The sequence below is a fragment of the Pseudoalteromonas prydzensis genome, from assembly GCF_011050055.1.
Lineage (GTDB): Bacteria > Pseudomonadota > Gammaproteobacteria > Enterobacterales > Alteromonadaceae > Pseudoalteromonas > Pseudoalteromonas prydzensis_A.
On record NZ_DRGM01000155.1, the window covers coordinates 23769 to 37401 of the forward strand.

General features: G+C 41.7%; 17 protein-coding genes. 8 read left to right on the plus strand and 9 right to left on the minus strand.

Annotated features, from left to right (window positions below; genetic code table 11):
- Window positions 1-85: 85 nt before the first annotated feature.
- The 3 genes from ENH88_RS14765 to ENH88_RS14775 all read left to right on the plus strand — a co-directional run bounded on the left by ENH88_RS14765 (window position 86) and on the right by ENH88_RS14775 (window position 3312).
- Entirely contained in the window at window positions 86-544 is a 459-nt protein-coding gene (locus ENH88_RS14765) for an Lrp/AsnC family transcriptional regulator (protein ID WP_064668675.1), read from the plus strand.
- A 261-nt stretch (window positions 545-805) separates the two neighbouring features.
- The gene (locus tag ENH88_RS14770; protein WP_304183309.1) at window positions 806-2173 is read left to right on the plus strand and encodes an alpha/beta hydrolase; all 1368 of its coding nucleotides are present in this window, start codon (window positions 806-808) and stop codon (window positions 2171-2173) included.
- On the plus strand, window positions 2170-3312 hold the full coding sequence (locus ENH88_RS14775; protein WP_304183310.1) for a GNAT family N-acetyltransferase: 1143 nt from the start codon (window positions 2170-2172) through the stop codon (window positions 3310-3312). Before ENH88_RS14770 ends, ENH88_RS14775 begins: the two co-directional genes overlap by 4 nt.
- On the opposite strand, the gene ENH88_RS14780 is transcribed toward ENH88_RS14775, so the two are convergent.
- Window positions 3296-3889: a DUF938 domain-containing protein gene (locus ENH88_RS14780; protein ID WP_304183311.1), complete on the minus strand. Its 594-nt coding sequence runs from the start codon at window positions 3887-3889 to the stop codon at window positions 3296-3298. The two genes, ENH88_RS14775 and ENH88_RS14780, sit on opposite strands and share 17 nt — an antisense overlap.
- A gap of 182 nt (window positions 3890-4071) precedes the next feature.
- Between ENH88_RS14780 and ENH88_RS14785 the strand changes: the two genes are divergently transcribed.
- The 5 genes from ENH88_RS14785 (at window position 4072) to ENH88_RS14805 (ending at window position 7106) form a co-directional block, all read left to right on the plus strand.
- Window positions 4072-4254 carry a hypothetical protein gene (locus tag ENH88_RS14785; protein ID WP_304183314.1) on the plus strand — a complete coding sequence of 61 codons (183 nt, stop codon included), beginning with the start codon at window positions 4072-4074 and terminating at the stop codon, window positions 4252-4254.
- A 97-nt stretch (window positions 4255-4351) separates the two neighbouring features.
- The gene (locus tag ENH88_RS14790; RefSeq protein WP_304183317.1) at window positions 4352-4717 is read left to right on the plus strand and encodes a hypothetical protein; all 366 of its coding nucleotides are present in this window, start codon (window positions 4352-4354) and stop codon (window positions 4715-4717) included.
- Window positions 4718-4725: 8 nt separating this feature from the next.
- The gene (locus tag ENH88_RS14795) at window positions 4726-6102 is read left to right on the plus strand and encodes a class II fumarate hydratase (RefSeq protein WP_304183318.1); all 1377 of its coding nucleotides are present in this window, start codon (window positions 4726-4728) and stop codon (window positions 6100-6102) included.
- Window positions 6103-6219: 117 nt separating this feature from the next.
- Window positions 6220-6699 carry a hypothetical protein gene (locus ENH88_RS14800; RefSeq protein WP_304183319.1) on the plus strand — a complete coding sequence of 160 codons (480 nt, stop codon included), beginning with the start codon at window positions 6220-6222 and terminating at the stop codon, window positions 6697-6699.
- A gap of 11 nt (window positions 6700-6710) precedes the next feature.
- Window positions 6711-7106 carry a hypothetical protein gene (locus tag ENH88_RS14805; RefSeq protein ID WP_304183320.1) on the plus strand — a complete coding sequence of 132 codons (396 nt, stop codon included), beginning with the start codon at window positions 6711-6713 and terminating at the stop codon, window positions 7104-7106.
- Window positions 7107-7123: 17 nt separating this feature from the next.
- Here the strand turns inward: ENH88_RS14805 and ENH88_RS14810 are convergent, their stop codons facing one another.
- From ENH88_RS14810 to ENH88_RS14845, 8 genes are all read right to left on the minus strand, one after another.
- Window positions 7124-7309, minus strand: coding sequence for a hypothetical protein (locus ENH88_RS14810; protein WP_192542566.1), 186 nt, complete (start codon window positions 7307-7309; stop codon window positions 7124-7126).
- Window positions 7310-7382: 73 nt separating this feature from the next.
- Window positions 7383-7700: a hypothetical protein gene (locus ENH88_RS14815; protein WP_304183325.1), complete on the minus strand. Its 318-nt coding sequence runs from the start codon at window positions 7698-7700 to the stop codon at window positions 7383-7385.
- Window positions 7697-8335, minus strand: a complete 639-nt coding sequence (locus ENH88_RS14820) for a hypothetical protein (RefSeq protein ID WP_304183327.1) — start codon at window positions 8333-8335, stop codon at window positions 7697-7699. Before ENH88_RS14820 ends, ENH88_RS14815 begins: the two co-directional genes overlap by 4 nt.
- 71 nt (window positions 8336-8406) lie before the next feature.
- Window positions 8407-9099 (minus strand): PspA/IM30 family protein, encoded by a 693-nt coding sequence (locus ENH88_RS14825; protein WP_304183330.1) that lies wholly within the window; start codon window positions 9097-9099, stop codon window positions 8407-8409.
- 30 nt (window positions 9100-9129) lie between these two features.
- Window positions 9130-9543, minus strand: a complete 414-nt coding sequence (locus ENH88_RS14830; protein ID WP_016710541.1) for a YjfI family protein — start codon at window positions 9541-9543, stop codon at window positions 9130-9132.
- An 80-nt stretch (window positions 9544-9623) separates the two neighbouring features.
- On the minus strand, window positions 9624-11345 hold the full coding sequence (locus tag ENH88_RS14835; RefSeq protein WP_304183331.1) for a polyamine aminopropyltransferase: 1722 nt from the start codon (window positions 11343-11345) through the stop codon (window positions 9624-9626).
- A gap of 3 nt (window positions 11346-11348) precedes the next feature.
- Window positions 11349-12248 carry a DUF350 domain-containing protein gene (locus ENH88_RS14840; protein ID WP_304183332.1) on the minus strand — a complete coding sequence of 300 codons (900 nt, stop codon included), beginning with the start codon at window positions 12246-12248 and terminating at the stop codon, window positions 11349-11351.
- 39 nt (window positions 12249-12287) lie between these two features.
- Window positions 12288-13220: a CHAD domain-containing protein gene (locus ENH88_RS14845; protein WP_304183335.1), complete on the minus strand. Its 933-nt coding sequence runs from the start codon at window positions 13218-13220 to the stop codon at window positions 12288-12290.
- Window positions 13221-13633: the final 413 nt, after the last annotated feature.

Below are 13633 nucleotides of genomic sequence, written 5' to 3' on the forward strand. Positions count from 1 at the left end.
AATCAGCAAAACTGCGAATAAAAAAGCACATGATTAGTGAAATTCACTCTATAATCACAATTAAATACAATTTATTGTCATATTTATGAGTTTAGATAAAAAAGATCAACAATTACTAACGCTATTACAAAGCAATGCGCGCACCTCAGTATCAGAACTTGCAACAACGGTAAGCCTATCGGATACCCCTTGCTTACGGCGCATCAAAAAGCTTGAAGCAAGCAAAGTGATCAGCGGCTATCATGCGGCTCTAAACCCCCGCGCACTTGGCTTAAACGTATTGGTTTATGCATTTGTGCGATTAAGTCAAAATTCGGTCAGCGCAGCTAATATGTTTGAAGAGCAAGTTGAAAAACTTAATCATGTACTAGAATGTTCTGTAATATCTGGTAGCTATGATTATTTATTGAAAATTATTGCGGCCGATCTAGAAAGCTATGAAAGCTTTGTAAAACATAAGCTTGGTAGTATTAATTGCATTGCCAATATTGAGTCTACAGTGGTTTTAAAGCAAACATTTAGCAAAAAGCAACTGCCGCTTTAAACAACAACACCATTTAGCGGCTACGCTAAAGACTGGAAAATATGATCGCACAGAGCAAAATGTTTAATATCTCTATTTATGTGCATTCCAAAAGCCGATTTTTAGCAAATATCAGCCCTGTAATTCGTACTCCACTTAATGCCGTGATAGGGCTTTAACGTTAGCGAAACCACCACAACCCGTTGACTTGAGTTCTACATCTTGCAAAACGACTCGAACTCGATAAGCTAACCGAGTGCCTAATCAATTATGTAGATGTTTATGAGCCTTAATGGAATATTACTAGCCGTTGTTTTACTAACCACCTCTAGCTTTACAATCAGCCAAACCGACTGTGTAACTCAGTTAACTGATTTAGACTATATTATGAAAAGTAAACAGCAAGGGTTGTTGCGATTCGAAAATAGTAAGCCAACTACAGAGTTTAGCTATCAAAGTACGCAAACATATAGTGACTACTTGAGCTTTGCATATCAGCACATTTTGACGGCAAACCCGCGCGCCTTAATGCCTTGTCCAATTCAAACCGCAACCTATCAGCTATTAGTTAAACAACAACTCCGACCCAGCATGGCGAACATTAGCGACCTTATAGCACCTTTTGAGCTGCGCCAAAACAATGCTCGCAAAGCAGTGCTATTGATCCATGGCCTGACTGACTCACCGTTTACCTTTCATGACTTAGCAGAAATTTACTTTGAGCAAGGTTACAACGTGCGTACTTTATTGTTACCTGGCCATGGCACGGCCGCTGACGCACTGAGTCGGGTTACGGCCAAACAATGGCAGCAAGCTGTAAACTATGCAATTGCGCGCACCAGCAAAGATTTTGATCAGGTTATTTTAGGGGGCTATTCAACAGGTGCTACACTTTTAGTTAATTATTTAGCTGTGCAGCCCAGCAACCCAAAAATAACCGCGTTGATGTTGTTTTCACCCGCCACTGCGCCACACAATAAAAATGGCTGGCTTGCTAAGTGGATTGACTATATTCCTTTTGTTAATTGGATAGATAAAGACGCCGACATCGATTTTGCTAAATATGAATCTTTTCCTTTTAATGCCGCAGCAGCGGCTGATGATGCAATGAGCAATATTACACTGCATAAACTTATGCAACGCCCACTCCCTAATTTGCCTATTTTCTCCGTAATGAGTGATGTAGATACCACCATTGATACCCGTGCTTCCCTGCAATTATTAAGCACTTTACATGATGCCACAGCCCGCCCTGCCAATCGCTTAGATACACTGATTTATTATGGCGATAAAAACACCATAACGAGTGACTTCCCTGCCGACTACATTATCTTAAATCCGCAGTGTAAAAATACTGCCTGCAAAAAAATCCATGGCATATCTCATATTGCCGTGGTTAATTCACCTAACAACCCGCATTATGGCGCCCAAGGTCACTACCGCAATTGTGGCAGTTACCTTGATGACGATGCCTTATATGCACACTGCAAAACCACGAAGAAGCCAAATATTGGTGAGCGCACTGCAGAAAATGTCGCGGCATTTGCAACCTTGCAACGACTCACTTATAACCCCTACTTTGATGAGCAAGCAGGCTATATCAGGCAATTCATTCAGCAGGTTGAAGGTTTGCAGGGGAAGCAACAATGACTGCATTGCGTCATCGCTGGTTAGCCAGCATTAGTGAAATAGATGCTGACGTTTGGCAATCATTTTTTGCAGATAATCCATTTACTGATCATGCATTCTTATTTGCCCTAGAGCAGAGCCAATGCGTATCAGCTGCGACAGGCTGGCAACCGTATCATTTAGCGGTGTATCAAAATGACACCCTAGTTGCACTTGCGCCAGGTTATCTAAAAAGTCACTCTTATGGCGAATATGTATTCGATTGGGCATGGGCAGAAGCATACCAGCAACATGGCTTAGACTATTACCCCAAATGGCTTTGTGGCGCTCCTTTTAGCCCGATTGAAGGACCACGTATTGCAGTTGATTACGCACAGCCAGAGCAAATATATCAGTACATAACCGCACTATTAACGGCTCACTGCCAGCAGCAGGGATGGTCGGGTTGGCATATTAATTTTTGTACGCAACAACAAGCCTCACACCTGACAGCACAACAAGGCATGCATCGCATTGGCGTACAATTCCAATGGCAAAATCAAGGCTATGCTGATTTTGATGACTTTTTAGCGCAATTAACAGCACGTAAACGTAAAGCGTTGAAAAAAGAGCGCAGTAAAATAGCTCAGCAAAACATTACTATTAAGTGGCTGCAAGGTGAACAAATTACGCTTGCTGTTATGAGCCAATTTTGTGAGTTTTATCAACGTACTTACTTAAAGCGATCTGGTCATCTGGGGTATTTAAGTCATGATTTTTTTGTGCTACTGCATGCACTTATGGCGGATAAACTGGTGATCATGCATGCAATACGCGACGGTGAGGTGATCGCTGCCACACTGAGCTTTAAAAGTAATAACACCTTATATGGACGCTATTGGGGAGCGCTAGAGGAAGTAGACTGCTTACACTTTGAGCTGTGTTATTACCAAGGGATTGAGTATTGTATTAACCAACAATTAAGCTGCTTTCACTCCGGCGCACAAGGCGAGCATAAAATTGCCCGCGGATTCGCTCCGGTATTTACTCACTCAGTACACCATGTGCTCGATGCAGATTTTAGTCCCGCAATTGCCGATTACTTACAGCGTGAGCAACAACATTTACGTATTTATCACCGCCAATGTACTGAGTTATTACCTTTTAAAAATGCCGTTTAAAAATCAATAATTGATTATTAGCAGGCATAGCAATGTCATTTACTAACGTTAAGCCTGCAGCCGTTGCTAATTGTTGGATCCACTCAAAATCACGAATGCCGCTTTGGCTATCTTGTTGTTTTAAAAACTCATCAAAGCGTTGGTTGCTCTCGCTAGTAAAATGCCCCTGATATTTAAATGGTCCATAAATACATAATACGCCCTGCGCTGCTAAATGCTGCTCAACCCCATTAAAAAACCTCTCAACGAGCGCGCTACTTACGATATGCAACGTATTGGCGGTGTAAAGAGCGCTGACCTTTTTGACCGGCCAAGGAGCATTTAAATCAAGCTCAAGCGGCTCATGTAAATTAGCTAACTGTGCTTCAGCAAGCCATTGTTTTATGCCATAGTGATTGATTGGCCGATCACTTGTGTGCCATTGTAAATGCGGTAAATGTTCAGCAAAGTACACACTATGCTGGCCGGTGCCTGAGCCAATCTCTAACACGTTGTCAACATCAGCAAAACAGCTTTTTAGCTCGCTAAGAATAGGAGATTTATTATTTTCACAGGCCTGAGAGAAAGGTTTTTCCATGCAAATTTGTGCACCATGTTTGGTAATTAATGCACAACAGTAAAGCAAAAATATAAAACAATGTCCCGTTCTAATTTATTGTCAATAAAATAACGCCCTATAATTCATATAGTTAAGCTTTTTAATCATCATTGGTACGAGTTATGCTTTTATGAGTGTGAATCAACCTAATGGAGAAAACTATGTATATCTCACCCTATACCGCACTTGATGCTGCTTTAGCTGCGAGTGAAAAATCAGACGCAGATAAAACAAGCTGTGATGAACGAGGCACTATCATCGACTTACTTTCGCAATCGAATCAACATACACAAGTCTTGAGAAAACATGAAACTGATCAAATATTTATTCTTGGTTACAATTAAACAGTTACTCTCACGTCAAAATTTTCAATTTGTGACTTGCACTAAAACCGATTAGCTGTAATGATAACAATTATCGTTACAGCTAATCGGTTTTCTTATGCACGACCATCAAGCCATGCTTTTCTATCAACAACAAATGAAGTGCATTTGCCAGCGCCCTGGTCTACACGCCCCTGCTTTAGTGGCTGACTATATTGAAGCTGGGTTAAATGCGGCCCGCTATTACGAGAAAAAGCAGTGCATGCTGCTACAAGAACTGTATTTAAGACGTACTTTCCATGAAATTCTCAACAAAATGTGCGATTCTTTAATTCATTGTGCAATTCGCAAACAATGTTTAGAGCAACTTTATAAACCTCTGATGGCCTTAAAGCGCTTTTATAAAACCCATAACAGTACCAGAAAATATCTTATCTTGGAGCGAGAAGCGCGTATTCTCAGCCACGAATTCAACCCTTTTTAGGAGCTTTTATGAGCGAATTTAGAATCGAATCAGACAGTATGGGCGAATTACAAGTCCCTGCTGATGCACTTTATCAAGCCCAAACCCAACGTGCTGTAAATAACTTTCGTATTAGCGGCCTAGTGATGCCAAAACAGTTTATTAGCGCCCTTGCCTATATCAAACAAGCGGCAGCGCAAAGTAACTACGAACTTGGCCACTTAAGTCAAAATAAAGCGCAGTTAATCGAGCGTGCCTGCCAAGAGATCATTGATGGCCAACATTTAGCGCATTTCCCTATTGATGTCTTTCAAACCGGTTCTGGTACCAGCACTAATATGAATGCCAATGAAGTGATCGCAACGTTAGCAAGTAGCTATGGCGATGACACGATTCATCCGAATGATGATGTAAATATGGGGCAAAGCTCTAACGACGTGATCCCCACAGCCATTGCGGTAAGCAGTGTGATTAACGTGGTATATGAATTATTTCCGGCGTTGGATCAACTATCACAAACCTTGGAGCGCAAAAAGTCAGAAATTGGTGGCATTGTAAAAACGGGCCGTACCCACTTAATGGATGCCATGCCAGTCACATTCGCGCAGACTCTCAACACTTGGCAACATCAAGTTGATACTGCTATGGCTGGTATTCGCTATAGCCTCGAAGGGGTTTCAGCGTTAGCCCAAGGTGGCACAGCAGTAGGCACTGGCGTCAATGCCGATCCACTGTTTGCTGAGCAATTCTGTAAAAACCTCAGTGCTAATGTTGGTGTACGCTTTGTACCAAGTAAAAACTTTTTCTACAATATTGGTTCACAAGACGCCATAGTGTCACTTTCAGGACAGTTAAAAGTACTTGCTGTGGCACAAATGAAGATAGCGAACGATCTACGCTGGATGAATTCAGGCCCACTTGCCGGATTGGGTGAAATTGAGCTTGAAGCACTGCAACCGGGCTCTTCAATCATGCCCGGTAAAGTTAATCCAGTGATCCCAGAAGCGGCGGCGATGGTAAGTGCCCAAGTTATCGGCAATGACGCCACTATTACTGTCGCTGGCCAATCTGGTAACTTTGAACTCAACGTCATGCTGCCAGTAATCGCTTATAACATCTTGCAGAGTATCGAGTTGCTTGCCAACAGTAGCCAAGCATTAGCCGATAAAGCGCTGCGTTCCTTTAAAGTTAATCAAAGTAATATCGACAAAGCACTCGCTAAAAATCCGATTTTAGTGACCGCTCTTAATCCGGTGATTGGCTATGAAAAAGCAGCCAAAATTGCCAAGCAAGCTTACCAGCAAGGCCGCCCAATCGTAGATGTTGCCGAGCAAGAAACCGAGCTTTCCCGTAGTGAGCTAGAAACGTTACTCAATCCAGCTAAATTAACTCAAGGCGGGTTATAAGCAATATTAAACCCGTCAATGTGGCGGGTTTAACCTTTGAATGTCATAGTTTTTATTGCTGTGTTATGTGCAAAGTGTATGATAGTGGTTACTTGTTCATCACTGTGAAGGTTTATCATGCGCTTATCTGTTATCGCTGCTGTACTACTCCCACTTTGCTTATCTGCTTGTTCGGATGCGGCAACCTCTAATAGCGACCAACTTAGTCCTGCCCCTGCAGCACTAGTGAAAGACAATCAAGCGACTAAGTTAGACCCGCAAATGCAGGAACAACCAACGAGAGAGAATATCCAAAAGGCCCACCAACAATTACAAGCCTTAACGGCAGACCCGCAATGTGATAGCAGTGCGCAATGTAAAGTATTAGCGGTAGGTAGCCGTGCTTGCGGTGGCCCAAGTAGCTATCTCGTGTATTCGAATAAAACCGCAAACGAGCAAGCAGTAGAGCAGCTAAGCAAAAAAATTACCTCGTTAGAGAGCCAATTTAACGCCGAAAATTCGATGATCAGTATTTGTCAGCATTTAATGGCACCTGGGGCTCAATGTGTTGAAAATAAATGTGTTAAACTAGACAGCTCTGCGGCAAGTGTTTATTAAGGGATAGCTATATGAGTCGTTTATCATATTTTAAATGTTTAGTTACAACAGCCTGTTTTATGACTGTTAGTGGCTGTATGAGCACCACAGAGTCAACCACAACGGGTAGTGCCAGCTTAGCTCAGTCAAATAATGCCTTAAATGAATTAGTGCAAGACACCAGCTGTACAGCGAGCTTTCAATGTAAAGTACTTGAAGTGGGCCAACGCGCATGCGGCGGGCCAAGTCGTTATATGGTTTATTCTACGCTCAACACTGAGCAAGAAAAAGCCGAGCAACTAGCACAGCAAATCAATGCACTTGAGGCCGATAACAATAAAAGCAATGGCTTAACTGATTGTTTGCCCGTTTTACCCGTGCAAGCTCTGTGTATAAATCAAACTTGTCAGGCGTTTGATCTAAAATAGAGAATCTTGTATCTGCGCTAAACCAGCAGTGGAATTAGCGCAGAGATAATTAATACTGCAATAATACAAATTCCCGCCTTAAAAATATGCTGCATTGGCATTTGTTTTTTCACCCAGTAAGCATAAATAAATCGCACAAAATAGCTTGCGGCAGTGCCAAACAAGGCGAAGATAATTAAGTACGCGATTAAAACTATATTCACAGCAACTCATTTTTATAAGGAATTAAGCCCACAGTGTAAGGGCTTAATTTAAAGAAGGCAAAATATGGGTGGCTCAGCGCTTATTAGTGTGGGCAATTAGTAACTCTGCAACTTGTTGCTTTACAGCTCGTTTATCATCTACATCTACACCAAACCGCTCAGCAAGTAATGCGATTTCCTCATCATTTAAATTAAATGAAAGGCGCTGACGCGTTTTTTTTGATTTTACTTCAAGCGCTAAAATTTTGCGGATCATATCTGATGGCGTGAGCTCTTGATCAATGGCTTGTTTTTTTATCGACTTTTGCACTTCACTGCTAAGGTCGAATGCCATTTGCGTCGCTCTGACGGCTTGCTCTTGGCGTAACCATTTATCTTTGGTATTGCTCACTGTGCATCTCCTGGAAACAGATCAACAATATCAGTGATAGGGCGAGTTAAAGTCAGTGATACTTCGGTTTCACCACCATCCCAAATTTCAATATTGAGGCCATGGCTTTCATCACTTGATTCAAGGCAGATCATCTCACAAGGCTCACCACCTTGTTGCTCATACTGAGGAAGCGCTTGATCACGGTAATCTTTATTATGAAAATAACACACAAACGGTGTTTCAGTTTGTTGGTAGCTGCTACCTAAAAACTGCATATAACGTTCTGGGGTATTTTTTACTTCGATAAAGGTCAGTTGCTCTTCATCAAAAATGCGTGCAAATTCATCAAGAGTGAAAATTTCATCCACTTCATCGCGCTGAATTTTGATTGAAAAGTTCGCCCATTCTTCACCATCACTACGCTCAATTTGCAAAAATATAACTTTACCGGCATCACTTTCAAGCACTAGCTCATAATCAGCACTATGCTGATATTGATAAGTTTGCACATCAGTAACACGCAGAGTTTGGCCTTTTAACCAACTTGGATAAGCAAACGAATCGATCACAGTGAACATATCGCCTACTTTAAGTTCACTAGGATGGTTTAATTGGCGTTCAGGCGCTTTTTTAGATTTAAAGAAGTTAAACATAGACTGCCTCATAAGCAAAAAAGGTAACCAAACGTTGCTCGGTTACCTTTTTAATAATCAATAATACCGCGTTAGCCGTTTTGCTTAGCTTTAATACGCGCTAGGATATCTGCACTTTTCGGACTGCTGTCGCCAATCCCGGCTTCAGCCATTTTTGCTTTTAGATCATCACCGTTAGTGTCTGCTTCAAGCACTTTAGCTGCACCTAATTGATCTTGACGATCTTGTTGGCGCTGCTTAATACGCTCCAGTGACTGACGTGCATTAGTCATCGACGAGCTGTTGGTATTAAGTGTACTGTTTACAGCCATAGTCGCTTGTTGCACGCTTTCAGTGGTTTTAACCATAGTAAGCTGACGTTGATTTTCTTTAATCGACTTTTCAGCGTCTTTTACCTGCTGCTTAAGCGTCACAATGTGATTGCTAAAACCCGCTAACACTTGATCATGCTCTGCTTTCTCGCTTTCAAAATCACCGATTTTTTCAGCAATTTCTAGTGCCAAGGTTTCGTTGCCTTTTTCAAGGGCTTGACCAGCATACGCTTCGTGCTCAGCAATTGATGCATCTAATGCGCTAATTTTACGCTTAGTTTGCATTTCTTTTGCCATCACTTCAGTTAAGCTCTTTTTGGCACGTTGTAAGGCATTTTGTGCGTCAGCAATTTCTTGCTCAAAAATACGAATGCCATTAGCATCAACAATTGCTTCGCCGGCTTCACGGGCGCCGCCACGTACTGCTGTAAATAATTTCTTTAAAATACTCATAATCTTAACTCCACGTAAAATAGCTAGCTATTAATCGTTTAAATAAATGGTTACCGCTTCTAATGCATCAATGGCATTATCAGCTAATGTAACTAGCTCATGGGTAATGTCATCAAACGATGAATTAACCGACAAAGCACCAAAAATCGCATACTTATCATCAATCTTTGCAAATGCACTCAGTGGGATTGGGACATTTAAACGTAATAGTGTTTCGTTTAACTCACCACGCAATTCCGATTTAACTTCCTCATCCGCAAATAAGTAACTGATACATAGCAGCTGCTCTTGTGTTTGCGTAACAAAAATTGGAAGCTCATCATTGCCATCAACTATGACTTGCAACACATCTTGCTCACCTGGGTTGGCAATCAAGAAAGACTCAAAGTTAGCGCCTTCGGTTTCAAAGGATGCTAGTTTTATTGAAAGTTCATTTAATTCCATGTCTCTGCCTTTTTGTCATTTGACATATTATGTCTGAGTTAAGATTCGCATAGCCGACATATTATGTCAACCATGTTTTATTAATTTTTATACAATTCACTTTCTATCTGCCATGCACTTCGGTAGTAATCATACAAAGTACCTGACCCTAATTGATTGACTTCAATATCATTTATTTGTTCAAAATAATGATTAGGAAATACAAATGCAGCCAATAAATATTTTTGGCTAATCCACCGCGAAGCAACCGGAAGTGCTGTTGCCTGTTCAATTCGCGCACTGGCTGATTTGCCTGTCGTCGTTGCAATTGTCCAACCCCATTGCCCAAATGAAGGGATATTTTGCTGGTATTGCTCGACATGCTTAAACCCTGCGGCTTTAACCGTTTTACCAATACTTAAAAAGGCCTTTTTCGCATGATAAGGCGAGGTAGACTGCACTGCCATCGCACCATCTGCGGCGAGTAACTGACGAATATGATTATAAAAATAATCACTGTACATCTTATTTAAGTCAGGGTGGTTAGGATCGGGTAGGTCAATAATGATAGTGTCAAAACGCTTACCTTCATCGAGCAGTCGCTCAACTTCTAAAAATGCATCGCCCACGATCACGTTCGCTCGAGGATCAAGCATAGAATTGCCATTGAGTTTGCGCAAACGCGCATTGATCTGTGCTGGTGCTGTAAATTCGTTGCTTGGGTGACCAAATAAGTTAAGTAACTGGCCATCCAAATCAATCAGCGTAACTTCTTGTACTGGCCATTTCAATACATCGCGCAGAGCAAGCCCGTCACCGCCACCAATGATCAACACGTTATCATGACGATTAGAAGCTAACAGCGGCGGATACACCAGCATTGAATGATAGATTTGCTCATCAACGCTGGAGAACTGTAAGCGACCATTTAAGTAAAGATCAGTGATTGGCTCTGGTTGATTACGACTTAACCGCTCGGTTAACACAAGATGCTGATATTTAGTGGCTTCAGAGTAAATAACTTTATCTTTATAAAGTACGTTACTTAAATCTTTCATCCAGCTACTACCAAGTACAAGGATAAAAGCAAACAATACTAATAAACCAATATGGCAAACAAGCAGTAACTTGGCATAACGTACGTGACTGTGATAGCGCCACAAGAAAGCCAAACCGGCAATAATATTAAATAGCGCAGTCCAAGCAGCTGCTTGCATAATTGGCATCGCCAACATAATGCTCACCCAGATGGCTGCGCCAATCCCTGCCCCAATGTAATCGGCACCATAAATTGTACCGGCATTATTTTCTAAAAACCGGCCATAAACATGCTGACGAATACGCGCGATCAAGGGTATTTCCATACCAATCAATAGGCCGAGCAATAAACCAAATACATACGGTAGAAAACGTGACCACTCTTGGAGTTTCTGAAACACATAACCGTTAAGCACCACATCGGCGGGCAGATTAAAAATCTCTGAAAAAATATGCGGTAATGAATAGCTAACAGCAATTACGCTGGCAATAGCTAATATGCAACCCATGCCAACCAAAGCAATCAGACTCTCAAGCCAAGCAAACGCGGTAAAAGGGTCTTTAAACCAACGAGCTAAGAAAGCACCCATACCCATAGCGACGATCATAGTGCCAATCATGGCGTAAATAGCGCTCTCTACTGAACCCAGAACACGTCCTGCGTAGTGAGATAAAAGATACTCATAAATAAGGCCACACCCAGCGAGTACAGCCATAACAGTTATTAATAAAAAATCATGCCCAAGTAAGGCAAACTTACTTGGGCTTTGCTTTGTGTGTGACAAGGTTTATGCGCCTAATAGAGTTGCCATAGTAATACCCACTGCAAATGAAACTGCAGCAGAAATAGTGGCTACACCAATATTCTTTTGGCGATTTACTTCATCAGAAATATCACAACCTGATAAGATGATTTTGATGGTAATTAAATGCAGCGCAATGAATACAAGGATGCAAACAAGTGCACTAATCGCCCAGTAAACTAAGCTAGCATTAATACTATCTGCTACATAAGGTGCAATACCTGAGGCTGCGGTAATAGCAAGCGCGCTACCAACCAAAAAGCCCGCATAACGAATACCAACCGCTAAATTGCCATCAACAATAGCCTGCTGTAAGCAGTCTCCACTGCGATTAGTACGCTTAAACAACTGTACGCGATACTGGCTCACTAACAACAATGCGATGCTGCCAATAATAAACGCCGCAATGACAATTGGGATACCATGCCAGCCTTCTGTAGCCACCCAGAACAACGCTGAGCGTATAACAATTGCCACACTGACAACATGGCCAAAATCAATCACTGCCGCTGTTACATTGCCCTTAACGATTTCGTCATGCAGGCTTACTTTACGCAGTGCAACTTTATCTTGAAAAAAGTGACCCAGTTTGATCAGCGCAATCGCTAACAAACCGTATCCGCCCATTTGCAGTGCTTCTTGCTGTAAAGATGCAGCAAACGCACCGCTACTGACACCTGTAAGCACTATTGCTAATGCAACTAAGCCTGCGGCAAAGCTAATGCCAAACGCGAAGTTATCACGCTCGGTGATTTCATCATTGGCATGTAAATTAGATACCCAACCTTTAATAAATTTCAGGCTCACAAACAGTGCAATAATAATTGCAAAATCAATCGCGATTGCTTGCAGCGACCACATAGTTATTCCATTAAATTCATACATATTCTTATAACTCCAACACTAAATCTTTTAAATAGCCGTTTACTTACCGCGACTAACACCGCGAGAGGTTCTGCTGCTGCTGTCTCTTACCGAGCCCGAACTTTTACTGTAACTACTGCTTTTAGAGTAACTACTGCGTGTTTTCGGTGGGGTATAACTGCTACGACTTAACCCTGAAGCACCGCTCTTTTTCGACGCATAAGGACTGGTAAACTGCTTACCTTGACGTTGATAAGACTGGCGTGTTCGTGTTTCTACTGCCGTTTGTGCTTTCATCTGTTTCGGGCTGGTATAGCGGGCACGACCATAATCATTATAATAGCTATATTTACGGCGCTTGCTCCAACTGCCATATTCCACACGATCAAATACATCGCCTAAAATACGGTACATACCATACCATTGCCAAAAGCTGATACCGTTACTGTTAGTTTGCCAATTACCATAATTAGGATTGCCGACTAACTGATTGCCTTCACCTTCACCTTCCGCCTGCTTGCTAATTGCACCCACACGGGCCAATGAACCGCCTGACATATCAGCAAGCATATTAATTGGATCGGTCAGCGCATCAGAAAATAGCGCAGGCTTTACAGCATCGCGTAACAGGTCAATATTAAGTAACGTTTCTTCATAAGGGGGGATTAAATAAGTACTTTTAATATCAGCTAAACGCTGCGTTAAGCCAGTATAGAGCGCACCTTTGCGAGTTGCATCCTGTGCAAGTACCGTTGCGATTTGTGTCAGTTCTGGTTTTTCATTACTGATTATACGGCCATATTCACCTAATAAAGCCGCGTTGCGAATTGAGCCATTATCTAACGCTTTACCAAGTCCTGCTAACTCAACTTCAGCTTTAGCTATAGATTGTTTAATTGTTTCTTGTAACTGCTCTTCTTTCGATTGACAGCCCATAAGTAAGCTTACCAAACAAAATAAACTGATAAGTTTCCAAGCTTTTATATTCGACATTCATGTCACCTGATTTACTAAATTAACCCCGCTAGTTTTACACAGCTTACTTATTAAACCAACAATGAAATTGCAACAAGATGATAATTTAGGAAAAATCAAATGCAGAGAAATAGTTTGCGAGTTTAAATTTCATTATGGGGAGCGCGAGTTTAAAAAGCCTGCAAAAAGGGTCTGTTGTTTAAGGGATAGATTGCACTGCGAGGTAGTTGTGGCATTCTTTTTATGGTTGACACTGTGCAACTGATAGCTGACGGCTTAAAACTGAGAGCTATACTTTATTTTAGGCAACAAAAAACCCGTCACATTGCTGTAACGGGTTTCTTTAATTTGGAGCCTGGCGATGACCTACTTTCACATAACAAATGCTACACTATCATCGGCGCTGTTTCGTTTCACTACTGAGTTCGGCA